The organism is Alkalihalobacillus phoenicis, assembly GCF_047302405.1.
GTDB lineage: Bacteria > Bacillota > Bacilli > Bacillales > Bacillaceae_D > Alkalihalobacillus.
The window spans coordinates 1,448,295-1,472,362 of sequence record NZ_CP154853.1; the positions used below are offsets into that span (position 1 = coordinate 1,448,295).

Annotated in this window: 25 protein-coding genes and 1 riboswitch; of the genes, 22 read left to right on the forward strand and 3 right to left on the reverse strand. The window is 38.4% G+C overall.

Annotation, left to right across the window (positions count from 1 at the left end; translation table 11 throughout):
• Nucleotides 1–397 precede the first annotated feature (397 nt).
• From AA0017_RS06905 to ribE (AA0017_RS06965), 13 genes are all read left to right on the forward strand, one after another.
• Entirely contained in the window at nucleotides 398–1,537 is a 1,140-nt protein-coding gene (locus AA0017_RS06905; protein WP_413380342.1) for an acyl-CoA dehydrogenase, read from the forward strand.
• A gap of 43 nt (nucleotides 1,538–1,580) precedes the next feature.
• A complete protein-coding gene (locus AA0017_RS06910) occupies nucleotides 1,581–2,924 on the forward strand; it encodes an acetyl-CoA carboxylase biotin carboxylase subunit (protein WP_413380343.1) in 1,344 nt (447 codons plus the stop codon).
• 22 nt (nucleotides 2,925–2,946) lie between these two features.
• Complete coding sequence (locus AA0017_RS06915; RefSeq protein WP_413380344.1) at nucleotides 2,947–3,159, forward strand: acetyl-CoA carboxylase biotin carboxyl carrier protein subunit; 213 nt, start codon at nucleotides 2,947–2,949, stop codon at nucleotides 3,157–3,159.
• Between the two features lie 23 nt (nucleotides 3,160–3,182).
• Entirely contained in the window at nucleotides 3,183–4,076 is an 894-nt protein-coding gene (locus AA0017_RS06920) for a hydroxymethylglutaryl-CoA lyase (RefSeq protein WP_413380345.1), read from the forward strand.
• A gap of 43 nt (nucleotides 4,077–4,119) precedes the next feature.
• Nucleotides 4,120–5,664: an acyl-CoA carboxylase subunit beta gene (locus AA0017_RS06925; protein ID WP_413380347.1), complete on the forward strand. Its 1,545-nt coding sequence runs from the start codon at nucleotides 4,120–4,122 to the stop codon at nucleotides 5,662–5,664.
• Nucleotides 5,665–5,693: 29 nt separating this feature from the next.
• Entirely contained in the window at nucleotides 5,694–6,869 is a 1,176-nt protein-coding gene (locus AA0017_RS06930; RefSeq protein ID WP_413380348.1) for an acetyl-CoA C-acetyltransferase, read from the forward strand.
• A 453-nt stretch (nucleotides 6,870–7,322) separates the two neighbouring features.
• The gene (aceA, locus tag AA0017_RS06935) at nucleotides 7,323–8,606 is read left to right on the forward strand and encodes an isocitrate lyase (RefSeq protein WP_413380350.1); all 1,284 of its coding nucleotides are present in this window, start codon (nucleotides 7,323–7,325) and stop codon (nucleotides 8,604–8,606) included.
• Between the two features lie 159 nt (nucleotides 8,607–8,765).
• The gene (locus AA0017_RS06940) at nucleotides 8,766–8,888 is read left to right on the forward strand and encodes a hypothetical protein (RefSeq protein ID WP_413380352.1); all 123 of its coding nucleotides are present in this window, start codon (nucleotides 8,766–8,768) and stop codon (nucleotides 8,886–8,888) included.
• Between the two features lie 149 nt (nucleotides 8,889–9,037).
• Nucleotides 9,038–11,221 (forward strand): malate synthase G, encoded by a 2,184-nt coding sequence (locus tag AA0017_RS06945; RefSeq protein ID WP_413380354.1) that lies wholly within the window; start codon nucleotides 9,038–9,040, stop codon nucleotides 11,219–11,221.
• Between the two features lie 225 nt (nucleotides 11,222–11,446).
• Nucleotides 11,447–11,601: riboswitch (FMN riboswitch) on the forward strand.
• Nucleotides 11,602–11,794: 193 nt separating this feature from the next.
• Nucleotides 11,795–12,874, forward strand: a complete 1,080-nt coding sequence (gene ribD / locus AA0017_RS06950) for a bifunctional diaminohydroxyphosphoribosylaminopyrimidine deaminase/5-amino-6-(5-phosphoribosylamino)uracil reductase RibD (protein WP_413380355.1) — start codon at nucleotides 11,795–11,797, stop codon at nucleotides 12,872–12,874.
• Between the two features lie 2 nt (nucleotides 12,875–12,876).
• Nucleotides 12,877–13,530, forward strand: a complete 654-nt coding sequence (ribE, locus tag AA0017_RS06955) for a riboflavin synthase (protein WP_413380356.1) — start codon at nucleotides 12,877–12,879, stop codon at nucleotides 13,528–13,530.
• A gap of 28 nt (nucleotides 13,531–13,558) precedes the next feature.
• Nucleotides 13,559–14,770, forward strand: coding sequence for a bifunctional 3,4-dihydroxy-2-butanone-4-phosphate synthase/GTP cyclohydrolase II (locus tag AA0017_RS06960; RefSeq protein ID WP_413382449.1), 1,212 nt, complete (start codon nucleotides 13,559–13,561; stop codon nucleotides 14,768–14,770).
• Between the two features lie 13 nt (nucleotides 14,771–14,783).
• A complete protein-coding gene (ribE, locus tag AA0017_RS06965; protein ID WP_413380357.1) occupies nucleotides 14,784–15,251 on the forward strand; it encodes a 6,7-dimethyl-8-ribityllumazine synthase in 468 nt (155 codons plus the stop codon).
• 114 nt (nucleotides 15,252–15,365) lie between these two features.
• Here ribE (AA0017_RS06965) and AA0017_RS06970 read toward each other — a convergent pair whose 3' ends face one another.
• Complete coding sequence (locus AA0017_RS06970; protein ID WP_413380358.1) at nucleotides 15,366–15,896, reverse strand: DUF309 domain-containing protein; 531 nt, start codon at nucleotides 15,894–15,896, stop codon at nucleotides 15,366–15,368.
• 161 nt (nucleotides 15,897–16,057) lie between these two features.
• Between AA0017_RS06970 and AA0017_RS06975 the strand changes: the two genes are divergently transcribed.
• The 3 genes from AA0017_RS06975 (at nucleotide 16,058) to AA0017_RS06985 (ending at nucleotide 18,370) form a co-directional block, all read left to right on the forward strand.
• Nucleotides 16,058–16,825 carry a segregation/condensation protein A gene (locus tag AA0017_RS06975; RefSeq protein WP_413380359.1) on the forward strand — a complete coding sequence of 256 codons (768 nt, stop codon included), beginning with the start codon at nucleotides 16,058–16,060 and terminating at the stop codon, nucleotides 16,823–16,825.
• Nucleotides 16,818–17,405 carry an SMC-Scp complex subunit ScpB gene (gene scpB / locus AA0017_RS06980; protein WP_413380360.1) on the forward strand — a complete coding sequence of 196 codons (588 nt, stop codon included), beginning with the start codon at nucleotides 16,818–16,820 and terminating at the stop codon, nucleotides 17,403–17,405. Before AA0017_RS06975 ends, scpB begins: the two co-directional genes overlap by 8 nt.
• 86 nt (nucleotides 17,406–17,491) lie before the next feature.
• Complete coding sequence (locus AA0017_RS06985; RefSeq protein WP_413380361.1) at nucleotides 17,492–18,370, forward strand: superoxide dismutase; 879 nt, start codon at nucleotides 17,492–17,494, stop codon at nucleotides 18,368–18,370.
• A gap of 392 nt (nucleotides 18,371–18,762) precedes the next feature.
• Here the strand turns inward: AA0017_RS06985 and cls are convergent, their stop codons facing one another.
• A complete protein-coding gene (gene cls, locus AA0017_RS06990; RefSeq protein ID WP_413380363.1) occupies nucleotides 18,763–20,217 on the reverse strand; it encodes a cardiolipin synthase in 1,455 nt (484 codons plus the stop codon).
• Between the two features lie 134 nt (nucleotides 20,218–20,351).
• Nucleotides 20,352–21,032: a DUF421 domain-containing protein gene (locus AA0017_RS06995; protein WP_413380364.1), complete on the reverse strand. Its 681-nt coding sequence runs from the start codon at nucleotides 21,030–21,032 to the stop codon at nucleotides 20,352–20,354.
• Nucleotides 21,033–21,256: 224 nt separating this feature from the next.
• Between AA0017_RS06995 and AA0017_RS07000 the strand changes: the two genes are divergently transcribed.
• The 6 genes from AA0017_RS07000 to AA0017_RS07025 all read left to right on the forward strand — a co-directional run bounded on the left by AA0017_RS07000 (nucleotide 21,257) and on the right by AA0017_RS07025 (nucleotide 24,051).
• Nucleotides 21,257–21,460: a DUF1657 domain-containing protein gene (locus tag AA0017_RS07000; protein ID WP_413380366.1), complete on the forward strand. Its 204-nt coding sequence runs from the start codon at nucleotides 21,257–21,259 to the stop codon at nucleotides 21,458–21,460.
• Between the two features lie 85 nt (nucleotides 21,461–21,545).
• Nucleotides 21,546–21,980, forward strand: coding sequence for a hypothetical protein (locus tag AA0017_RS07005; RefSeq protein ID WP_413380367.1), 435 nt, complete (start codon nucleotides 21,546–21,548; stop codon nucleotides 21,978–21,980).
• Nucleotides 21,981–21,991: 11 nt separating this feature from the next.
• Nucleotides 21,992–22,471 (forward strand): stage V sporulation protein AC, encoded by a 480-nt coding sequence (spoVAC, locus tag AA0017_RS07010; protein WP_413380369.1) that lies wholly within the window; start codon nucleotides 21,992–21,994, stop codon nucleotides 22,469–22,471.
• A gap of 1 nt (nucleotide 22,472) precedes the next feature.
• Nucleotides 22,473–23,489 carry a stage V sporulation protein AD gene (gene spoVAD, locus AA0017_RS07015; RefSeq protein ID WP_413380370.1) on the forward strand — a complete coding sequence of 339 codons (1,017 nt, stop codon included), beginning with the start codon at nucleotides 22,473–22,475 and terminating at the stop codon, nucleotides 23,487–23,489.
• The gene (gene spoVAE, locus AA0017_RS07020) at nucleotides 23,486–23,836 is read left to right on the forward strand and encodes a stage V sporulation protein AE (RefSeq protein ID WP_413380372.1); all 351 of its coding nucleotides are present in this window, start codon (nucleotides 23,486–23,488) and stop codon (nucleotides 23,834–23,836) included. The genes spoVAD and spoVAE overlap by 4 nt, the downstream gene beginning before the upstream one ends.
• A gap of 8 nt (nucleotides 23,837–23,844) precedes the next feature.
• Nucleotides 23,845–24,051 (forward strand): DUF1657 domain-containing protein, encoded by a 207-nt coding sequence (locus tag AA0017_RS07025; protein WP_413380374.1) that lies wholly within the window; start codon nucleotides 23,845–23,847, stop codon nucleotides 24,049–24,051.
• Nucleotides 24,052–24,068 lie beyond the last annotated feature (17 nt).

Consider the following 24,068-nt stretch of genomic DNA (forward strand, 5'->3'; position numbering starts at 1 on the left):
GCGAGTAATTAGTGATAAGTAATGAAAAAGCCAATTGGTCGAAATTAAGGTGCGAAAATTAGAGCATAAGTAATAAAAAAAGCGTGCCTACCTAAAAGCATTTTTTCAAACCCTAGCACCAAATGGCTTTTAAGGTTTTGCTTGAATTTTCCACTTTGTTTGATTAAGATTAAATTGTAACATTTCATTACACACCTATTTTTACTCAACAAGTCCCCTTTAAAGATAACTATCCAATTAATAGTCAGAACAAACCGAACCAGTGATTTCTCAACAAAGAACTCAATCCGTAAAAGCTAAGTTTGACACCGTTGTAAAAGGCAAAAGAGAGTTTAATAGGAAAGCGATTGTTCAAGAGAAGTTTTTCTGAAATGCCAATAGAAAGGGTTGAAGCCGTGTGCATTTTGAACTAACGAAGGAACAAACGATGATTAAGAAATTGATTCGAGATTTTGCTGAGAATGAAGTAGCTCCAGAGGCGGATGAAAGGGATCGAACAGGGGAGTTTCCTCTACCGATTTATAAAAAATTAGCCAAACTAGGGCTAATGGGCTTACCCTTTCCAGAAAAGTATGGTGGTGCCGAAGCTGACACGATCAGCTTTGCGATTGTTGTTGAAGAGTTAAGTCGGGTATGTGGCTCAACTGGAATAACATACTCAGCCCATATTTCACTTGGGGGAGCACCATTGTATTTATTTGGAACAGAAGCACAAAAACAAAAGTACTTAACACCACTTTGTACCGGTGAATATTTAGGGGCGTTTGGTTTAACGGAGCCGAATGCTGGTTCTGATGCGGGTGGAACACAAACGAAGGCCGAACGAAAAGGGGATCATTGGGAAATCACAGGGACAAAATGTTTTATTACAAATGCAAGCTTTGCTAAAAATCTTGCTTTGACTGCGGTTACTGATAAATCTAAGGGGATAAACGGGATAAGTGCTTTTATCGTACCAACGAATGATCCTGGGTTTAAAATTTATGATCAATATGAAAAATTAGGGCTTCATTCATCCAATACGACTGAACTAGTACTTGAAAATGTAAGCGTTACCAATGGAGATTTATTAGGTGTGGAAGGCAATGGTTTCAAGCAGTTTCTTGCGACTTTGGACGGGGGAAGAATTGGAATAGGGGCCATGGCTGTTGGAATTGCTCAAGGTGCTTATGAGAAATCGTTACAATATGCAAAGGAAAGAAAACAGTTTGGCCAAAGTCTTTCTCAATTTCAGGCCATTCAATTCAAGTTGGCTGATATGGCCATGAATATTGAATTAGCACGAAATATGGTCTTTAAAGCGGCTTGGTTAAAAGATCAAGGGAAAAAGTTTAAAAAAGAAGCCGCGATGGCGAAGTTATATGCTTCCGAGATATGTATGAAGGTTTGTGACCAAGCGATTCAAATTCATGGTGGTTATGGTTATATGAAGGAATACCAAGTTGAACGTTTTTTCCGGGATGCGAAATTACTTGAAATAGGTGAAGGGACGTCTGAAGTTCAACGGATGGTCATTGCTCGTGAAATTGGTTGTTAAATGAGGTGAAAAAATAACAGACTCTAATAAAAAGGAGACTTTTATGTTTCAAAAAATATTAATTGCGAACCGCGGTGAAATAGCCTCTAGAATTATAAGAACTTGTAAAAAGTTATCCATCCAAACGGTTGCTGTTTATTCGGAGGCAGATAGCAATTCTCCATTTGTAAAAGAAGCAGATGAAGCGTATTTATTAGGTGGGCCTCGTGTATCTGAAAGTTATTTAAACATCGATAAAATCATAGAAATAGCTAAGAAAACTAATGTAAGTGCTATTCATCCTGGCTATGGTCTTTTATCAGAAAATGCTGAATTTGTCGAAAGGTGTGAAGCAGAGAAACTTGTTTTTATTGGTCCCACAGCGGATGTAATAAAAAAAATGGGTAGCAAAATTGAAGCACGAAAGCAGATGATAAAAGCAGGTGTTCCGATTGTTCCAGGTATCGAACATCCTTTAACAGATGTAAAGGAAGCTCTTTTAGTGGCAGAGGAAATAGAGTACCCCGTTATGTTAAAAGCTTCAGCAGGCGGTGGAGGTATTGGGATGCAACTGGCTCATGATCCATCAGAGCTTGAAAAAGCATTTGCTGGCAATCAAAAAAGAGCCCTCAGCTTTTTTGGAGAAGGTTCGATGTATATGGAAAAATACATTCATAATCCACGTCATATCGAAGTACAAATTTTGGCGGATAAAAGCGGAGAAACGATTTATTTATGGGAGCGTGAGTGCTCGATTCAACGAAGGCATCAGAAAGTGATTGAAGAAGCTCCATCTGTTTTCTTAACGAAAGAAACACGAAAGAAAATGGGAGAAGCTGCCGTCAAAGCAGCTAGGGCGATCGGTTATGAAAATGCTGGAACGATTGAGTTTATCGTTGATGAACAACAAAACTATTATTTTCTTGAAATGAATACGAGATTACAAGTTGAACATCCAGTGACAGAGGAAATTACAAAGCTTGATTTAGTAGAAGCTCAAATTGATATTGCCCAAGGAGAACCGATTATTTTGAAGCAAGAAGATATTTTAAATAATGGTCATGCGATAGAAGCACGTATTTATGCAGAAGACCCAAAAACCTTTTACCCTTCACCTGGTACAATTACAACTTTAAATCGACCTGAAGGAGAAGGAATTCGACATGAGATGGCAGTGGAAGAAGGCTCGGCTGTCACGCCTTTTTATGATCCGATGATTGCCAAATTAATCGTCCATGCCGACACACGGGAGCAAGCGATCAAAAAAATGGTCAACGCTTTAAAAGAATACAAAATTGAAGGAATTAAAACAAATATCCCTTTGTTAATTGAGATTTTTCAGCATGAAGCCTTTCAAAAAGGAGATACAACGACAGATTTTCTGAACCGATATATAACCGTTTCTTAACTTGATAGGAGGAAAATAACAAATGGCACAAGTTAAAGCAAGTATGGCAGGGAATGTTTGGAAGCTACTCGTAAAAAAAGGAGACTCAGTTGAGGTTGGTCAAGAAGTCGCCATTTTAGAATCGATGAAAATGGAAATCCCGATTACCGCAGAAATAGCAGCCGTTGTAAAAGAAGTGAAAACAAGTGAAGGTGAATTTATAAACGAAGGAGATGTCATTTTAGAATTGGAATAAACGAAGCAAGAGGATGTGATTTTGTGAAGTGGATGAAGGAAATCACGCTGAAGGAAGTTGGGCCACGTGACGGCTTGCAAAATGAAAAAAAGTGGGTTGCGACAGAAGATAAGATCGCCTGGATTGATAGATTATCAGAAAGCGGCTTAAAGTCGATTGAAGTGACTTCTTTTGTCCCACCTAAATGGATTCCAGCTCTAAGAGATTCCTATGAAGTGGCGACACAAATAAAGCGTGTTAAAGGCGTGACTTATTCAGCTCTCGTTCCAAATCAAAGAGGTTTAGAAAATGCGCTAAAAGCTAAAATCGATGAAATAGCGGTATTTATGTCAGCTAGTGAAACCCATAACCAAAAAAATATTGCGAAGTCGATTGATGAGACCTTTCCCATTTTAAATGAAGTGGTTCAAAACGCCCTCGCTGCTGGTAAAAAAACAAGAGGATATATCTCGACGGTTTTTGGCTGCCCTTATGAAGGAAAGATCGATTTGGATCAAGTGATCAAAGTGTCGGAAGCGTTATTAGAAAGTGGAGTTGATGAGCTTTCACTCGGCGATACAATCGGGATTGCGAACCCTAAGCAGGTGGAGGATGTTTTGAATGTTTTATTAAAAAGGTTTCCGCGAGAGAAATTAGCCTTACATTTTCATAATACGCGTGGTTTAGGGTTAGCTAATGTTGTCGTCGCGATTGATAGTGGCATTACTACCTTTGATTGCTCAACCGCTGGAATAGGTGGGTGTCCATATGCACCAGGTGCTTCGGGCAATGTTGCAACCGACGATTTATTGTATATGCTCGAGCAGATCGGAGTTGAGACAGGGATCAGCTTAGAAAAAATCATCGCAGCGGCTCAATTTATTGAAAGGAAGTTGGGGCGTCCTTTACCTAGTTATAGTTTACAAATGAATAGATAAAAAGATTTTTTAGCTAAAGTTTGCTTGATGAGGAGGAAGGCGTATGTCATTAAACACTGAAAAACTCCAACAAGAATTACAAACTAGAATTGAATCTCTTCAAAAAGGTGGGGCGGTTAAGTATCACGAAAGCAATGCAAAAAAAAGTAAATTATTTGTTAGAGAACGACTGAATCTTTTATTTGATCAAGATTCGTTTGTAGAAGATGGTTTATTTGCTAATTGTGAGTCAGAGGGGTTGGCTGCGGATGGAGTCGTAACAGGCACTGGGAAAATTGAAGGTCAAACGGTATGCGTGATGGCGAATGATTCGACTATTAAAGCAGGTTCGTGGGGGGCAAGAACGGTTGAAAAAATGATTCGAATTCAAGAAACCGCTGAAAAATTAAATGTCCCGATCTTTTATTTAGTCGATTCGGCTGGAGCACGTATTACCGATCAAGTTGAAATGTTTCCGGGGAGACGAGGAGCAGGACGAATATTCTATAATCAAATAAAATTATCTGGGCGAGTTCCGCAAGTTTGTTTGTTATTTGGACCTTCAGCAGCTGGTGGAGCTTATATTCCCGCCTTTTGTGATATTGTCATCATGGTTGATCAAAATGCTTCAATGTATTTAGGTTCACCAAGAATGGCGGAGATGGTTATTGGCGAGAAAGTCACATTAGAGGAAATGGGTGGGGCGAGAATGCATTGCTCGGTTTCCGGTTGTGGTGATATATTGGCAGCGAATGAACAAGAAGCCATTGCTCTTGGGCGTCAATACCTTTCCTATTTTCCGGCCAATTATTCCAAACGTCCAGCGATAAGTAAGGCGATGGAGCCGAAGAGTTTTGAAAAGACCATTGAAGATATTATCCCGGCAAATCAGAACATGCCTTTTAATATGTACGAGTTAATTGAGCGAGTTGTTGATGAGGATTCCTTTTTTGAGATTAAGAAGTTATTTGCAGCAGAAATTATTACCGGTGTCGCGAGACTGAATGGACGTTCAGTCGGTATCGTTGCCAATCAACCACGTGTTAAAGGTGGGGTGCTTTTCCCAGACTCGGCTGATAAAGTAACCAAATTTGTGAATTTATGTGATGCTTATCATATTCCTTTGCTTTTCTTAACAGATGTCCCAGGATTTATGATTGGAACAAAGGTTGAGCAAGCTGGAATCATTCGTCACGGAGCCAAAATGGTTGCGGCGATTTCAGAAGCGACGGTTCCAAAAATTTCGATCATTGTTCGTAAGGCCTATGGGGCGGGACTGTATGCGATGTGTGGTCCTGCATTCGAACCAGATTGCTGCCTTGCTCTACCTAGTGCCCAAATTGCGGTAATGGGACCAGAAGCTGCGGTCAATGCTGTTTATGCCAAAAAAATTAGTGAGCTTCCAGAGGAACAAAGGGCGGCTTTTATTGAAGAAAAACGAGCTGAATATAAAGCGGACATTGATGTGTATCGATTAGCATCAGAAATGGTGATTGACGGAATCATTCATGGAAACGAATTAAGACAAGAACTTGTCAAAAGATACGAGCTCTATCAATCTAAGCACATTGATTTTACGAATCGTAAGCACCCTGTTTATCCTGTTTAATTCAGGGTAAAAGAAGGAGGTTTTAGTCTATGAAATCAGTCATTGTCAGTGGGGCAAGGACACCGTTTGGGAAATTTGGTGGCCATTTAAGCTCATTATCAGCCGTAGAATTAGGCGGAATTGCGATTAAAGAAGCGGTTAGTCGAGCGAGTCTTAAAAACGATCAGGTTGATGAAGTGATTTTTGGCCATGTCCTTCAAGCTGGGCAAGGACAAATCACTTCAAGACAAGCGGCCAGGGCAGCTGGGTTACCCTGGCACGTAAAAACAGAGACGATTAATAAAGTATGTGCCTCAGGTTTGAGAGCGGTTTCATTAGCCGATCAGCTCATCCGTGTAGGTGATGAAAAAATTATCGTTGCCGGAGGGATGGAATCGATGTCAAACACCCCCTATGTGCTGCCAAAGGCAAGGTGGGGCGCACGAATGGGGGATGCTTCCCTAGTTGATCTGATGATTCATGATGGCTTATCTTGTAGTTTTACAGGTGTTCATATGGGGCATTATGGAAATGAAACAGCGGCTCTACTAGAAATATCGCGTGATGAACAGGATAAGTGGGCTTATAGAAGCCACAAGCGAGCTGTTAAAGCGATCGAATCAGGACGATTAGCAGAAGAAATTGTCCCGGTGCAAATCCAACCTCGCAAGGGAGAACCGATTCTAATCGAGAAGGATGAAGCACCGCGAGCAAAGGCAAGTTTAGAAGCTTTATCCGCTTTAAAGCCAATTTTTGGTCAGGGTGGAACGATTACGGCTGGAAATGCACCAGGTGTCAACGATGGGGCAGCAGCCCTTGTTTTAATGAATGAAGAAGAGGCTCATAATCAAGGGATAGAACCGTTAGCAACAATTCTTGCGCATGCTGAGGTTGCTACACAAGCAAAAGATTTCCCACAAACACCAGGTTTAGTGATCGAGAAACTTCTTGAGAAAACTGGAAAAAAGGTAAGTGATATTACGTTGTTTGAAATTAATGAAGCCTTTGCCGCCGTTGCACTTGCTAGTAATAAAATAGCTGACTTAAGCCCTGATAAGGTTAATGTAAATGGTGGGGCAGTCGCCCTTGGTCATCCAATTGGAGCTAGTGGAGCCCGAATTTTATTAACACTCGCTTATGAACTCAAACGAAGAGGAGGAGGAATAGGGATTGCCGCCATTTGTAGTGGTGGTGGTCAAGGGGACGCTATGATGATCGAAGTTTAAGTGAGCTTTATCAAACATACATTTTCTTTCTAATCAAAGTAGACTGTAGACAAAATGCCTGTGAGGAACTGTATCTCACAGGCATTTTTATTTTGGCTCATTTTTTCAAGTTTATGGCAGCGAAAAAAGCATTGATTGCATTGAATTTTTTTGAATAAAAAAATGAATGGAGAAAAAACCCAAAAATATTGATACATCAACGTTTTTGAGTTTATCTGTTGCATAACAATAAAATGCTTTAATATCAATAATAAAACTATTTTTAAGAAAACTATTCACAAACAATTTAATCTGTTATATAATAGTTTTAACAAGTTAGGAAGGGGTGTCACACTTCTTTAATAAATGTAAATAATGGTAAATGTTTGACGCTTATTTTGATGAAGTTCTGTTTTAAAAATACTTAAGAAACAAAAAATGAAATCAAAAACGAGGAGAAAGGCGTGGGGAAACATGGATCATAATCGACAATTAAAAGCATTGCAGGAGACGTGGCAAAATGAGAGTCGCTGGAATGGAATTACAAGACCTTATTCAGCTGAAGAGGTATTGAAATTAAGAGGTTCCGTACAAATTGAATATACATTGGCCGAAAGAGGGGCTAAAAGACTTTGGGAATCGCTGAATGAAGAGGATTATATTCATGCGCTTGGGGCCCTAACTGGAAACCAAGCCGTTCAACAAGTAAAAGCGGGCTTAAAGGCCATTTATTTAAGTGGTTGGCAAGTAGCAGCAGATGCTAATTTATCTGGACAGATGTATCCGGATCAAAGCTTATATCCAGCAAATAGTGTCCCATCTGTTGTGAAAAGAATTAATCAAGCTTTGCAACGAGCCGATCAAATTGAACATATGGAAGGTAAAAATGATACAGACTGGTTTGCTCCAATTGTCGCTGATGCGGAAGCTGGATTCGGTGGTCAACTAAATGTCTTTGAATTAATGAAAGGCATGATAGAGGCAGGAGCAGCCGGCGTTCACTTTGAAGACCAACTTGCTTCAGAGAAAAAATGTGGTCACCTCGGTGGGAAAGTGTTATTGCCGACGCAACAAGCGATTAAAAACTTAATCTCAGCACGATTAGCAGCAGACGTATTAGATGTTCCAACCGTATTGATTGCTCGCACAGATGCGAATGCAGCTGACTTAATTACTAGTAATATTGATCCTTATGATGCACCATTTATGACAGATGAACGTACTCCAGAAGGCTTTTACCGAACAACACCAGGGATTGATCAAGCGATTGCAAGAGGGCTTGCTTATGCTCCATATGCCGATTTAATTTGGTGCGAAACAGCAGAACCGAATCTAGAGGAAGCAAAAGCGTTCGCTGATGCTATACATGCTCAGTACCCAGATAAATTGCTTGCCTACAATTGTTCACCATCGTTTAATTGGAAAGCAAAACTTGATGATGAGACGATTGAAAAATATCAAAGAGAACTTGGAACGATGGGATATAAATTCCAATTTGTAACACTTGCAGGTTTCCATGCATTAAATCATAGCATGTTTGAACTTGCACGAGGTTATAAGGAACATGGCATGGCCGCTTATTCAAAACTACAACAAGAAGAATTTGCGAGTGAAAAATATGGTTATACAGCTACAAGGCACCAAAGAGAAGTTGGCACCGGTTATTTTGATGAAGTGTCTCAAATCATTACGGGGGGAACTTCTTCTACAACCGCAATGAAAAACTCAACGGAAACAGAACAGTTTATTTCAAGCTGAAAGAAGTAATCCCTTCAAATCTCCGAGAAGTGGAGGAGGGCAAGTGTGATAGACGCTTAGTCTTTATTTAGAAGGAATGCTTCATCTAGTTAGATTGGTTAAAAGCCAATGTGATGGAAAATTCATTTTATTTATTATCAAAAATAGGGAGGGTTTATTATGAAAACGACAACAACTAAAACAAGTATGATCATTTGTGCGGATTGTGGGCACCCAGTTAAGACACCAACAGATACGTATATGACAAAATGTGACCATTGTTTAAGAAAAGAAACAGAATAAATTCTACCCTATTTTAAAACGTTCACTTCTCGGTCATAGAACGATTTCTCGGAAATAAAGACGGAATATTGCGAATTATATTTAGGCAAGAAGGGTTGAATGTCTTGAACAACCCTTCTTTTTTTAAAAGTGTTGGGAGGTATGACTAATTGAAACCGTATAAAAAGTTCGGACAAATTCAAGTGGCAGAAGAGCTTGTTCACTTTGTTGAAAAAGAAGCGTTAATCGGATTAAATTTAGATAAAAATCAGTTTTGGGCAAAGTTTGAAAATCTGATTGAAATATTAAGTCCAATTAATAATCAATTGTTATCAAAGCGAGTGCATTTACAGGAGCAAATAAATCAATGGTATCAAGATAATCGTGCGTTTGAACCAAAGGCATATCAAGAGTTTTTAACGGAAATCGGTTATTTAGAAAAGCGGGTGGCTGATTTTCATATTACAACAGAGAATGTCGATGAGGAAATTGCTAGGCAAGCTGGCCCGCAACTCGTTGTTCCTTTAGACAATGCAAGATATGCGATTAATGCAGCGAACGCGAGATGGGGTAGTCTGTATGATGCCCTTTATGGAACAAATGTGATAGATGAAAGTGAAGATACTAAAAGAACAACTCAATACAATCCATTAAGAGGGAAGAAAGTTGTCGAGTATACAAAGTTATTTCTCGATAAAGTCATTCCTTTAGAGCAAGGAAGTCATAGTGAGGCGAAACAATATCAAATCACAGCAGGAACGCTTTCTATTGCGTTAGAAAATGGTCAAGTGACTAAATTAAAAGATCCGAAGAAGTTTATTGGTTATGTTGGTGAACTGGATGAACCGAAAACAATCCTTTGTCAAAATCATCAACTTCATTTCGAAATTAAAATTGATCGACATGATGAAATTGGGCAGTTTGATCAGGCAGGTATTAAAGATATTATTTTAGAATCGGCTTTAACGACAATCATGGATTGTGAAGATTCGGTCGCAGCTGTTGATACAACTGATAAAGTGCATATTTATCGTAACTGGCTTGGGTTAATGAAAGGAAATTTAACATCGACTTTTACGAAAAATGGTGTGCAGCTACTTCGGCAGTTAAATCAAGATCGCCATTATAGAAGAGGGAATGGAGAGGAATTTTCCCTATCAGGCCGTTCCCTTATGTTTATTCGTAATGTCGGCCATCTTATGACCTCAAATCTCATTTTAGATAAGGTTGGTCAAGAAGTGCCAGAGGGTATTATTGATGCGGTTATAACAAGCCTTATTGCGAAACATTCTATTATGGGCTTAAGTGAACTTAAAAATTCAAAGGAACGTTCGATTTATATCGTGAAACCGAAAATGCATGGTTCCGAAGAAGTTGAGTTCGCGAACCGAATATTTAATATGGTGGAAGATATGTTAGAAATGGAGCGCTATACATTAAAAATAGGGGTAATGGATGAAGAACGTCGTACATCCGTTAATTTAATCAATTGTATTGAAAAAGTAAAAGAACGGATTGCCTTTATTAATACAGGCTTTTTAGACCGTACGGGTGATGAAATCTTTACTTCAATGGAATTAGGGTCAGTCGTTCCGAAAGCAGAAATGAAGCAGGAGAAATGGTTACGGGCTTATGAACGGTCAAATGTAAAAAGTGGCTTAAAAACGGGGTTTCAACAACGTGCTCAGATCGGTAAAGGGATGTGGGCTATGCCAGATGAGATGAAGGCAATGTTAGAGCTAAAAAGTGATCACCCGAAGTCAGGAGCAAATACAGCCTGGGTTCCATCTCCAACAGCGGCCACTTTACATGCGATTCATTATCATCAAATTAATGTAGTCGATGTTCAAATGAAAAAAAGGGAGGATAATCATTCGTACTTAGAGGAGATCTTAACACCGCCGATTTCAAAAGAGCGTGCTTGGGATAGGCAAACGATTCAAAATGAATTAGATAACAATGTACAAGGAATATTAGGGTATGTTGTACGGTGGGTTCATCAAGGGGTTGGTTGCTCGAAAGTACCAGATATTCATAATGTCGGACTAATGGAAGATCGAGCGACATTAAGAATCTCAAGTCAACATATCGCCAATTGGTTACATCATCAGATTTGTACAGAAGAACAAGTCATCGACACCTTTTATCGAATGGCCAAAGTCGTGGACGAACAAAACCGTGATGATAAGACATACCGAGTATTAGTGCATAATGGGCAACGTTCTAACGCATTTGAAGCGGCGCTGGAACTAGTGCTTAAAGGTAGGGAGCAACCAAATGGTTATACGGAGCCAATTTTACATCGCTATCGACTGAAAGAAAAAGAAGAACATTTACAAAAACAAAGTATATAAATAGAATCAGAATAACACATAGTCAAACGCATTCAAATGTTTAGTTCAGCTTGTCGACAAAATCTCTGAAATGGGATAGTTGGCAAGCTTTTTTGTAAGAAAGTGTTTCCGCTCGAATAAGGTTGGAGTATAATAGGTTAAAATTTAATTTCTTGCAATTTTAAAGTACGGGTGATAAAATTCATATCAATCCAATGTTTATACTTTGATTGGAGAAAATTTCATATGATCCTTCGGGGCGGGGTGCAATTCCCCACCGGCGGTGATGAGGGTTTTTACCCTCTTAGTCCGTGACCCGCTCATTAGCTTTTAGTTAATGAACGGCTGACCTAGTGTAAGTCTAGGACCGACAGTAATAGTCTGGATGGGAGAAGGAGAGCATGTCTATTTGTTTACACAATCAATCTGTCTTTTTTGATAGTTTGTTTGCGTCTATTTGCTTTATTTAAAAAAACGGAGCTACCGGTTTATTTAAATATGGCTACAATTAGGCTTATTCAGTGCTAGTTTTTACATACCCCCGGGAGAGTTTATCTTTCGGGGTTTTTTCGTTTTTATTAGGAGGTGATGGAAGTGACGGATCAGGAATATATGAAGCTGGCGATTCGATTGGCTGAAAAAACAGAAGGGCAAACGTCCCCAAACCCTATGGTAGGTGCAGTTGTTGTGAAGGATGGCCAGGTCGTTGGTTTTGGTGCTCACCTCAAACGTGGCGAAGGTCATGCGGAAGTACTTGCCTTACAAATGGCAGATGAAAAAGCAGAAGGTTCAACCGTTTATGTGACGTTGGAACCTTGTAGCCATTATGGTAAAACCCCACCTTGTGCTGATTTGTTAGTCGAAAAAAAAGTAAAAAGAGTTGTGGTCGCTACGGTTGATCCAAATCCGCAAGTATCAGGTACAGGTATTACTCGTTTAAAAAAAGCAGGCATTCAAGTGACAGTAGGTGTATGTGAAGAAGAAGCGATTCAATTAAATGAAGTCTTCTTTTATTATATATTAACTAAACAGCCGTATGTCACGTTAAAAGCAGCGATGACTTTAGATGGAAAAATAGCAACGGTTACAGGTGAAAGTAAGTGGATTACGAGTGAGGAAGCTCGGGAGGATGTACACCAATACAGGCATAAACATGATGCGATTTTGGTAGGGATTGGGACAGTTCTTGCTGATAATCCAGCTTTAACAACGCGACTTGAATTCGGTGGGAAAAACCCAATTCGAATTGTCTTAGATAGTGAACTACGAATCCCACTCGATTCAAAGCTTGTAACAGATGGACTTGCTCCTACATGGGTGTTTACAAATCGAGAAACGCCTTTAGAAAAAGTGAAAAAGCTACAAAGTGTAGGAGTCGAAGTTTATCAGATTGGTACAGATTTAAATGATGTGCTTCGTACACTTGGTCAAAAGGAAATCACCTCCTTATTTGTTGAAGGTGGATCACAAATTCACGGACAATTTATCGAAAAGAAACTGGTCCAACAAGTCATTACTTATTTTGCCCCGAAGATGCTTGCTGGTGAAAGGGCTCCGACTTTTTCAGGAGGGAACGGAATTCAGTCTTTAGCCGAACATTTACGTTTGGAATTTGTGAGCATCGAGCAGCTTGGACCAGATATAAAAATCATTTCAAAAGTGCGGGAGGGTTGAGAATGTTTACTGGAATTGTCGAGGAAATTGGCGAAATTGCCACGGTGAAACAAAATGGTGAAGCGATTGTTATGAAAATAAATGCAAGAAAGGTTTTAGCAGATGTACATTTGGGTGATAGTATTTCTGTAAATGGTGTTTGTTTAACAGTAACCGAATTTAATCATCAGAGCTTTAGTGTTGATATGATGCCTGAAACGGTTAGAGCCACGAGTTTAAATGGACTAAATCGAGGGAGTAAAGTCAATTTAGAACGAGCGATGAAAGCGGATGGAAGGTTTGGGGGACATATCGTTTCTGGGCATGTCGATGGAATTGGTAAAATTATTTCAAAACAACGTGAGCATAATGCGATTTATTATCAAGTGCAAGTGAAGGAATCATTAACTGATTATATGGTTTATAAAGGCTCAATTACTGTTGATGGAATTAGTTTAACGTTATTTCGTGTCGACACCGACCGATTTACGATTTCAATCATTCCGCATACGTTAGAAGAAACGATTTTAGGAACAAAAGAAGTTGGCGATATTGTCAACATTGAATGTGATATCTTAGGGAAATATATTGAGAAAATGCTTAACAAACAAAAAAGTCCTCACCCTAAACAAGATACAATGACTTCACAATTTTTAGAAGAGAACGGATTCAAATAAAGGAGGGATTATTGTGGCAGATGAACAAATATTTGATTCGATTCGAGAAGCAATTGACGCTTTAAAAAGAGGCGAGGTTATTATCGTATGTGACGATGAAGATCGGGAAAATGAAGGCGATTTTCTTTCGTTAGCCGATAAAACAACCCCAGATGTCATAAACTTTATGGTCACTTATGGGCGTGGTCTCGTTTGTGTACCGATTACAGAAGAACGAGCTAAAAGTCTTGAATTAGTCCCAATGGTTGATGTGAATACGGACCCTCATGGAACGGCCTTTACGGTTAGTGTGGACCACCATACAACAACAACAGGTATTTCGGCTTTTGAACGAGCTACAACGGTTCAAGAATTAATGGCAGAGACGGCAACAAAAGCGGACTTTAAAAAGCCTGGTCATATCTTTCCACTCGTTGCTAAGGACGGTGGTGTGTTAAGAAGAGCGGGACATACGGAAGCGGCAGTCGATTTAGCAAGGCTGGCCGGGTCTAAAAATCCAGGTGGCGTTATTTGTGAGATTATGAATGAAGATGGTTCAATGGCCCGTGTTCCTGAATTGAAAAAACTGGCCAATGAGCACGATTTAAAAATGATTACGATTCAGGATTTAATTCATTACAGACGGCAAATGGAAACTCTTATTCAAAAAGAAGTTGAAATTGAACTACCAACTGATTTTGGTCATTTTAAAGCGATAGGTTATAGCAATGTTCTCGATCAAGTGGAAAGTATTGCTTTAGTTAAAGGAGATATATCAAGTGATGAACCAACACTAGTTCGAGTTCATTCGGAATGTTTAACCGGAGATGTGTTTGGTTCACATCGTTGTGATTGTGGTCCACAGTTACATGCTGCGTTAGCTCAAATTGAAAAAGCTGGTAAGGGCATTTTGCTTTATATGAGGCAAGAAGGCCGTGGGATTGGTTTGCTAAATAAATTAAAGGCATATAAGCTGCAAGAAGAAGGCTATGATACAGTTGAAGCAAATGAGAAATTAGGATTTCCAGCTGACTTACGGGATTACGGGATTGGTGCACAAATTTTACGTGATTTAGGGGTTAGAGAAATGCAACTCTTAACGAATAATCCGCGGAAAATTACAGGGCTTACCGGTTATGGTTTAGTTGTAAAAGAACGAGTGCCATTACAACTTCCACATAATCGTGATAATGAACAGTATTTACGAACAAAAACGGAAAAACTTGGACATTTATTGAATTTTCATTCAACAACAAATTAGAGGAGGAATTATGATGGGGAAAACATATGAAGGTAATTTAGTCGCAACAGGGTTAAAAGTAGGGATTGTCGTGGGTCGATTTAATGAGTTTATTACGAGTAAACTTTTAAGTGGGGCACAGGATGGCTTAGTTCGTCACGGAGTTTCTGAAGCGGATATTGATGTAGCTTGGGTGCCTGGAGCTTTTGAAATTCCATTTGCCGCGAAAAAAATGCTTGATACAGGGAAATATGATGCTGTGATTACATTAGGAACAGTTATTCGTGGGGCAACTCCTCACTTTGATTATGTGTGTAATGAAGTAGCAAAAGGAGTTTCTTCTTTAGCTTTATCATCAGGAAAACCGGTTATTTTTGGTGTCTTAACGACAGATACGATTGAACAAGCAGTTGAACGTGCTGGAACAAAAGCGGGCAATAAAGGTTGGGATGCAGCAACAGCAGCGATTGAAATGGCTAATTTAGGGAGAGCCTTTGAGTAATGGTTTGAAAGTTAAAATCGAGAGCGTTTTAAAAAATTAGTATGAAATTAAAACAATCTCATAAAAAAAGTCCCGTTCAGTTCATCAACAAATGATGGCGAACAGGACTTTTCTTTAGGTTGAACTTCTTTGTCGCTTTAATAGTTCAAGTTCGCGTTCTTCAATAACGTCGCTTCTATCTCGTAAACGATGTTTGTTGATGATAAACGGATCGGGGACTACTCCATCTTTTTGCCAATCAAGCTTTAACTCTCCTCTTCTTTTTTCCATTTTTACTAACAAAGAATGATCAAGTAAGGGAAGTTGAATAGGTTCAAATGGATTGTTTTTATGATTGGGTAATTGTGCGATTCGTTCTTTTACCGCCTTTATAAGTAATTTAGGGTCAAGCGATAATTTTTCTAATGCAGGCTGATTATTCGTAAAAATGCTGGCAGCTCTTGAAAGCATTTTATTGGCACCGAGAATATTCCCTCGCCGTTCATGATATAAACCAACTGAAAGCTGGATAAGCCCAACCCAAATAATATCACGGTGTTTGGCTGTTTTTTCCTTCCAATATTCTTCTAGTACTTCATGGCATTCAAAGTAGTCTTGATTAACATGAAAATAAGTTAAATAATCAATATAGGCATTCGGATACATCGTAAACCATCCTTTAATCACTTGTTATTATCTATTATTGTATCATCAAACAATTTGTCTTGTGAAGTGACTGACAAGGAAAAGACCATTACGGTGTCTGAGGAAATATGATATAATTCAATGAAAATAATAAGCTAATAGGAAGTGCTAGTGATGGCTGAATGAGTTCATACCAAGTGAAATTGGACAGTTTTGAAGGTCCTCTTGATTTATTGCTTCATTTAATTAATCAGGCCGAGGTCGATATATACGACATCCCAGTTGCCAAAATAACCGATCAGTATTTGTCTTATATACATACGATGCAGGAAATTCAATTAGATATTGCCAGTGAGTATTTAGTGATGGCCGCAACTCTTCTAGCCATTAAGTCCAAAATGCTTCTCCCTAATCAAGAGCTTGATTATGAGGAAGATGTTTATGATTTAGATGAAGAAGATGACCCGCGCGAAGAATTAATAAGTCGCTTAGTTGAATATCGAAAGTATAAAGAAGCGGCTTCTGATTTAAAAGATAAAGAAGAAGAGAGAAGTTTTGTTTTAACGAGAGCACCAGAGGATTTAGAGCCTTATGTATCAGAGCAAGAAAAACGCGACATCACGATTCAAGGGGTTTCTTTATTTGATATGTTATCAGCTTACCAGAAACTTTTAAAAAGGCAGAAGCTAAAAGCACCACAAACAAGAACGGTAAGAAATCAGGAATATTCGATTGAAGATAGAATGAATGAAGTCATTGATTATTTACTGATCAACCAAGGGAAATGTGCATTTGAACAATTATTTGAGCCGAGTGATCGTTCCCAAATGGTCGTAACGTTTTTGGCTATATTAGAATTAATGAAAACAAAAGCCATCTCATGTCAACAGTCTGAGAACTTTTCAAGTATTATGATTTACCAAATGGAAGAGGAGACGTTCCGTGCATAAAAAAGAGTTAGTTGCGGTAATAGAAAGTTTACTTTTTGTTTCAGGTGATGAAGGATTATCTGAAGCCCAGTTATTTGAGATTATTAATGTTGAGAAAGTGGAAATACAGCTTGCATTAGAGCAGTTAAAAGAGGAATATAAAAAAAAATCAAGAGGGTTACAAATCATTGAAATAGCGAATACGTATCGTTTAGCAACAAAAGCAGAGCATTTAAGTTATATTAAAGCGTTGGCTATTTCTCCTATTCATACAGGGTTATCACAAGCCGCTCTTGAAACGTTAGCGATCGTTGCGTATAAACAGCCGATTACGCGAATTGAAATTGAAGAAATTCGTGGGGTCAAATCAGAAAAAGCGTTACAGTCATTAAGCTCTAAGCTTTTAATTAAAGAAGCTGGTCGAGCAAAAGGAACAGGGCGACCCATTTTATATGGAACGACACCGCAATTTTTAGATCATTTTGGTTTAAAAACGATAGATGAGCTTCCTCCATTACCTGAGCATACCGATGCAGAGGATATAGATGAAGATGCCGATTTATTTATGCGTGATTTAGAAATAGAGCAAACAGAGGATTAACCTCTGTTTTTTTCTTTGCTTAAAAATAAGAACATATAGGCTGACTACTCATAATATAGGAACATCATGATATTTAGGAGGGAACCATGAGTTCTTATTTAGAAGAAGTTCAAAAGTGGTATGAGGAAAATAAGGAACAAATTATGCAGGAATTACAACTTTTAGAAGGAAGAGAAAAAGAAGAGTTTGTTCAATTATTAGCTCAAATTGAAACGGCTTTAGTGGAGGAACGAGAAAAGCAACCCGGTGATGAGCAATACGTCTCAGAATTGGTGGCAAAAGTATATACTTTGTCCCAACAACATAAACGGGCCGTTCGAGCAGAAGGAAGAGAGCCGCTCGTCCCAATAGGTGGGCATCAACTTCCGCCACTTCCATATAGTTATGATGCATTAGAACCATATATCGCAAAGGAAATTATGTATTTACATCATGATAAACATCATCGAAGCTATGTGGATGGACTGAACAAAGCGGAAAATAAGATGAAAGAAGCGAGGCAAACAGGCGATTTTGATTTAATTAAACATTGGGAGCGAGAAGCAGCTTTCCATGGTGCAGGGCATTATTTACATTCGATCTTTTGGGAGGTTATGGCACCTGATGGAGGGGGCCAGCCTGAAGGAGCTTTACTTCAAGCAATCGAGCGTGATTTTAGTAGTTTTGAACAAATGAAGGAGCATTTCACAGAAGCGGCTGATCAAGTGGAAGGAGGAGGGTGGGTCATGCTCGTTTGGGCACCACGTGCTGGTAGATTAGAAATATTACAAGCGGAAAAGCATCAAAACCTCTCTCAGCAAGATATGATTCCGTTATTGGTCCTTGATGTATGGGAGCACGCTTATTATTTACAGTATTTAAATGAGAAAAAGGATTATGTCGAACAATGGTGGAATATCGTTAACTGGCCGGCTGTTTCAAATCGTTTTCAACAAGCAGAAACAATTCGCTGGAAGTTAGCTTAGTACATCAAAAAAAGTCTCACTTTATGGAATCAGTAAGACCGCACAGCAACTTTGTAAGACCATTGAAAAATCTCATTGTCACTTTTAATTGGGAAGAATTTCAAACAATTAGGTGATTCATTAGATGAGCGATTTTGGCTTAAGCAGATTTTTCTTTGACCAAAGCGTAGCCAGCGTAATACCCGGAGACTCCTGCGGGAATAGTGAAACACGAGAGACCTCGCAGCGATTAGTCGCGAGGAGGCTCTCGGTTCACCCGCGGAACGTGTAGGGTATGGAGCTGGCGAAGTAAGCCGAAGCATCCAAACCTAACTAACAGAACTATTTCAGTGGGGACTAAATAAGTAAGGCCGTGTTCTTGAAAGCAACAATGATTAAAAATTTAAAAACATTTACAAAATGGGGGAAAGAAGCCTTGATATCGATTCTTTAAAACGAATCCATGTCGAGCGATTATCGTATAATTCCTGTGTTAATTCAAAGGATAATTTCATGTCTTCCTCAAACATTTGAGCTAAATTTTCAGATGTATTTTGGTCATAAATAAAAGCCGTAACTTCAAAATTTAATTTAAAACTGCGCATATCTATATTTGCTGTACCAACTGCATTGATACTCCGATCAATAATGAGCGTTTTTGCATGAATGAAACCATTATCATATATATAGATACGTGCTCCTGCTTTTAATAATTCGCCAACATAGGAATAAGTAGCCCAATATACAAATGGATGGTCGGGCTTATTAGGGATCATCACTTTAACATCGACCCCTGATAGGGCAGCGATTTTTAAAATATCAAATAAAGTTTGATCCGGGATAAAATAAGGAGTTTGAATCAAAATCGAATCCTTAGCTTGAGCGATCATTTTCACATAGCCATTCTTAATTTGTTCCCATTCAGAGTCGGGACCACTTGAAACGATCTGCATCGGTGTATTTTCATTTTCTAATTCATCAATAGTTGGAAAATAACGATCCTCGTATTGAATCGCTTTTTTCTTCACAGCTTGATTCCAATCTAAAATAAAACGAGTCTGGATCGCATGAACGGATTGTCCGAGTATCCGCAAATGTGTGTCTCGCCAGTAACCAAACTTCTCTTTTTTTCCTAAATACTCATTGCCGACATTAAAACCACCTAAATAGCCAATTTTCCCATCGATATTAACTAATTTACGATGATTACGATAATTTAAACGCAAATTAATAATCGTGAAGCTAGATGGGAAAAAGACCCCGACTTCGCCACCTGCATTCTCGAGCTCAGCAAGATGTTTTTTACGAAGCTTTCTAGAACCTAAATCATCATATAACAATCGAACGGTAACTCCTTGGGCTGCTTTTTTAGTTAATAATTTAATGAGCTTTTTCCCGAGATCATCATTTTTAAAAATATAATATTGAATATGAATAAATGAGGTTGCCCTATCGATGTCCTCAAATAAAGTGTTAAACTTTTCCTTTCCATCGTAATAAATATCGATATGATTTTTTTTCGTTAACAAGGCATCGTTATTCATTAAATGCATAAAAATTAAATCACGATTTTGTTCGACCATCTCATTTCGAAACGTAAATTTAGGATCTTGTAATTGCTCTTTTTGTTCCAAAATTGAACTTTCTAATCCGATTTTTTTTATGCCCTCCCAATAAAAAAGTTTACTCCTCGTTAAGTTTTGGCCTAACAATAAATAAATGACAAAACCTAAAAAAGGAATAAAGTAAAGGACAAGTAACCAAGCCCATGTGGCAGCTGGATCCTTTCTCTCAATAAAAATGAGAATAGTCGCAAAGATGAAATTTGTAATAAAAAGGATAATAACAAAAGTTGAAACGATGTCCATTATCTACCTACCTACACATTCTGACATGAAAGCTTAAACAACCTATTTATTAATGAAAGTTTTGCTTCCATTCTATAATAACCGATCCATAGGAAGGATGAAATTGATTTCCCTTATTTCACCATAATTTTGGTTCAAAACGTTTGAATTTCAAACCCTTCATTTGGAACCCAATCAGCATATAAAACTGCTTTTGGCCCAGCAATGCCTTGATTCGTTAACTCATCTAAGAGCCAAGATTCCTTTTTGTGTAAAAAATCTAAACTATCGTAAATGATTTCCCCATCCATTATTAAAACAATGGGTAAGTTGACACTTTTAGCAGGGATTTTTAAATCTTCATTTGTTGGGGTGTCAAAACGATATTTTTTCATTACGCTGACTGTTCCATTTGTTTCCAAAATTCCGTTTTGTACTTCACGAATCGAAAAGACATCTTTTTCTCTTAATAAATGCTGTAATTGATTAAGATCAAGTTTATTCTTTTTTAGTTCTTCATATTGGATTTGACCATTCGTAATAATTAAGGAAGGTTTTCCTTCTAAGATTGACCTCGATTCTCTAATTTTTTGTGTAATCATCTCAATAAAGAAAATTAAAGTGCCCCAAAATACAATCGCATAAAGCACATAATGAAGACCGATTGATGGATCGTAAATCGCATTCCCGACTAATTCCCCTAGAACGAGAGCAGAAATAAAGTCAAAAGGAGTCAATTGAGTAATCTGATTTTTGCCTAAAAACTTTGTTAAAACTAACAAGGCGAAGAAGCCAACAAATAATTCGATCGTTAACGATGCAAAGTTCGTATTCATAATGAAAACACCTGTCCTTAACTGTGATTAATCACCGATACTAAACGAAATAAATCATTCTTTATTTGTAGTGTCTTTCAAAATGGGCCCAATTATATTGGAAAGTTATTCTTACCCTTTTTAATGAAATGATCTGGTTTACAAAAATTGTAACTAATAGTTTGGCGGCAAAATCAAATCATAACAATGAAAGGCATTCTGATTTTGAAGGAGGAGTTTAATTCATGACTGTAATCGCAAAAATGCAACAAACGGTGGCTGGTTTAAAAAGTGCTCAAGCAAGTTTAGAAACTTTTTCTTTAGAAACCGATAATCAACAAGCAAAACAGCTTTATAAACAAATGGCCCAGCAAACTCAAACGATTGTTGATAATTTAGAGCCGCGCGTTGAACAAGTGATGCAAGAAGAACCACAATATCGGCAGTAATAAATTGGGCTCCCATAAGGTTATTTAAACGACCTTATGGGAAAACCCAAATTCTACATAAATAAAAATGGAGTGTAGGGATAAAATGAAAAAAATAATGATTCCATTATTTGTACTTATCGTTTTGATAAGTGGGTGCCAAAATCTTTCAGTCAATGAGCCAACAACCCAATCATTAATAGTCGAAAATGACACTTTTGATCAAACGAAAGCGAATGAAAGTAAAAAAACATTAATGAAGATGAATGAAATAATTGAAGTTCATGCGGTTTCTTTTGAAGACAAAATTTATGTGGCCCCAAAAGTGAAACAATTTTCTCGGTTTCGTTTAAAGGAAATTAGAAAAGAAGGTTTTGACAAAATAAAGGAGCGATACTCAGAAGATGAAATCCATGTCTCAACAGATAGAAAAGTTTATATGGAGCTTGAGAAACTAGAGAAAGAACTAAAAAATGAGACGATCAAGGAAAAGGATTTAAAAGAGAAAGTAAGGAAAATTGAAAAATATATGAAAGGATAGAAGGTGATTTCATGTCAAATAGTAAACAAAAACAATCAACGCCAACCCAACAAGCATACCAAGCCGTCGCCAAAAGATATGAGATCAAAAGACCAGTCGTAAAAAACTGCATCCGAGCCTTTCTTGTTGGTGGATTTATTTGCATTATCGGGCAAGCATTAAACATTATGTTTTATACGTTTTTTGATTTTACAGAACGAACGGCTGGTAATCCGACAGTAGCAGTCTTGATTTTTCTTGCTGCTTTATTTACTGGTTTAGGGGTGTATGACCGCTTTGCTCAATTTTCTGGTGCAGGGACGGCTGTTCCAGTTACTGGTTTTGCCAATTCAATTGCTTCAGCTGCGATTGAACACCGTACAGAAGGACTGGTGCTTGGTGTCGGTGGAAATATGTTTAAATTAGCAGGTTCGGTGATCGTTTTCGGTACGTTTGCGGCTTTTGTCATAGCTCTTATAAAAACGATTTTAATTAATTGGGGAGGGTTATGAAATGTTGAAAGGTCATCAATCATGGGTATTTGAAAAAAAGCCAGTTATTATTTCGACAGGGACGGTCGCAGGACCATTTGAGGCAAATGGAGCGATTGCTCGTGATTTTGATAAACTTCACGATGATTTGTGGTTAGGAGAGGATTCCTATGAAAAGGCCCAAAAAGTTTTAATTGAAGAGGCGGTCCAAATAGCGATTGAAAAAGAGAAGTTAACGAAGGAACAAATTACTTTTATGATGGCCGGAGATTTAGTCAATCAACTCACACCATCTTCATTTGCGGGACGAACACTTTCAATTCCTTACATCGGTTTATTTGGTGCTTGTTCGACTTCGATGGAAGGCTTAGCCCTGGCGTCATTTATTATTAACAATGAGGGAGCGAACTATATTGCCACGGTGGCTTCAAGTCATAATACCGCAACTGAAAAGCAGTTTCGTTATCCGACCGAATATGGTAGTCAAAAACCACCGACCTCACAATGGACGGCAACAGCAGCGGGAGCAGCTATAGTCGCCAAAGAAGGAAATGGACCGGTCGTTACCTCAGCTACCATTGGCAAAGTCATTGATATGGGAATTTCTGATCCGTTTAATATGGGGGCGGCAATGGCACCTGCTGCCGTTGATACAATAGAAGCACATTTTCGCGATCTTGAACTTCCATTTGATCATTATGACTTAATTGTCAGTGGTGATTTAGGGAAAATAGGACTTGGTATTACGAGAGAATTGTTAAAAGAGAAAAATATGGACTATACAAAGGAACAATTCCAAGATTGTGGACTTTTAATTTATCGTGAAGGTCAACCGGTTTTAGCAGGTGGAAGTGGCCCAGGCTGTTCAGCATCGGTTGTTTATGGACATTTATTAAATCGAATGAAACGTGGCGAATTTAAACGTATTTTAGTTGTAGCGACTGGTGCCTTACTATCTCCACTTTCTTTTCAGCAAAAAGAGTCGATTCCAACAATTGCACATGCTGTATCCATTGAAGCGGGAGGTGTGATGTTTTGATCTTTTTGTGGGCGTTTCTTGTAGGTGGTCTCATTTGTGTCATTGGTCAATTATTAATGGACGTAGCGAAATTAACACCAGCTCATACGATGACAGCCTTGGTTGTAACGGGAGCCGTGCTCGATGGGTTAGGGTTATATGAACCGTTAATCGATTTTGCCGGTGCTGGAGCGACCGTACCGATTACGAGTTTTGGGAATTCTTTAGTTCATGGGGCGATGGCAGAAGCGGAAGTAAATGGATTGATTGGTGTTATTACAGGCATTTTTGAAGTGACAAGTGCAGGTATTTCGGCGGCGATTATTTTCGGGTTTATGGCGGCCTTAATTTTTAAACCAAAAGGATAGGTGAGAACATGACAGTGGCAAGTCAAGTTAAAGGAACGTTAGCTTCATTAAAAGGGGTCGAGGCAACTCTAATGACCATTTCATTACAGGCTGAGGGTCATGATAAAAGGAATCGATTTCATCAAGCAAGTTTAAAAACAAAAACAGTGATTCATGAATTAGAAAAAAGAGTAGCAGAGCTAGAAAGACAAGAGCCTCAATATAAAGGGAATTAAGGAAAGGAGGGTTCATC

Coding starts and splice junctions, on each gene's coding strand:
- AA0017_RS06910 (WP_413380343.1), top strand. CDS start 1,581: ATGTTTCAAAAAATATTAATTGCGAACCGCGGTGAAATAGCCTCTAGA.
- AA0017_RS06915 (WP_413380344.1), top strand. CDS start 2,947: ATGGCACAAGTTAAAGCAAGTATGGCAGGGAATGTTTGGAAGCTACTC.
- AA0017_RS06925 (WP_413380347.1), top strand. CDS start 4,120: ATGTCATTAAACACTGAAAAACTCCAACAAGAATTACAAACTAGAATT.
- AA0017_RS06930 (WP_413380348.1), top strand. CDS start 5,694: ATGAAATCAGTCATTGTCAGTGGGGCAAGGACACCGTTTGGGAAATTT.
- aceA (WP_413380350.1), top strand. CDS start 7,323: ATGGATCATAATCGACAATTAAAAGCATTGCAGGAGACGTGGCAAAAT.
- AA0017_RS06940 (WP_413380352.1), top strand. CDS start 8,766: ATGAAAACGACAACAACTAAAACAAGTATGATCATTTGTGCGGATTGT.
- ribE (WP_413380356.1), top strand. CDS start 12,877: ATGTTTACTGGAATTGTCGAGGAAATTGGCGAAATTGCCACGGTGAAA.
- ribE (WP_413380357.1), top strand. CDS start 14,784: ATGGGGAAAACATATGAAGGTAATTTAGTCGCAACAGGGTTAAAAGTA.
- AA0017_RS06970 (WP_413380358.1), bottom strand. CDS start 15,896: ATGTATCCGAATGCCTATATTGATTATTTAACTTATTTTCATGTTAAT.
- AA0017_RS06975 (WP_413380359.1), top strand. CDS start 16,058: ATGAGTTCATACCAAGTGAAATTGGACAGTTTTGAAGGTCCTCTTGAT.
- AA0017_RS06985 (WP_413380361.1), top strand. CDS start 17,492: ATGAGTTCTTATTTAGAAGAAGTTCAAAAGTGGTATGAGGAAAATAAG.
- cls (WP_413380363.1), bottom strand. CDS start 20,217: ATGGACATCGTTTCAACTTTTGTTATTATCCTTTTTATTACAAATTTC.
- AA0017_RS06995 (WP_413380364.1), bottom strand. CDS start 21,032: ATGAATACGAACTTTGCATCGTTAACGATCGAATTATTTGTTGGCTTC.
- AA0017_RS07000 (WP_413380366.1), top strand. CDS start 21,257: ATGACTGTAATCGCAAAAATGCAACAAACGGTGGCTGGTTTAAAAAGT.
- AA0017_RS07005 (WP_413380367.1), top strand. CDS start 21,546: ATGAAAAAAATAATGATTCCATTATTTGTACTTATCGTTTTGATAAGT.
- spoVAC (WP_413380369.1), top strand. CDS start 21,992: ATGTCAAATAGTAAACAAAAACAATCAACGCCAACCCAACAAGCATAC.
- spoVAD (WP_413380370.1), top strand. CDS start 22,473: ATGTTGAAAGGTCATCAATCATGGGTATTTGAAAAAAAGCCAGTTATT.
- AA0017_RS07025 (WP_413380374.1), top strand. CDS start 23,845: ATGACAGTGGCAAGTCAAGTTAAAGGAACGTTAGCTTCATTAAAAGGG.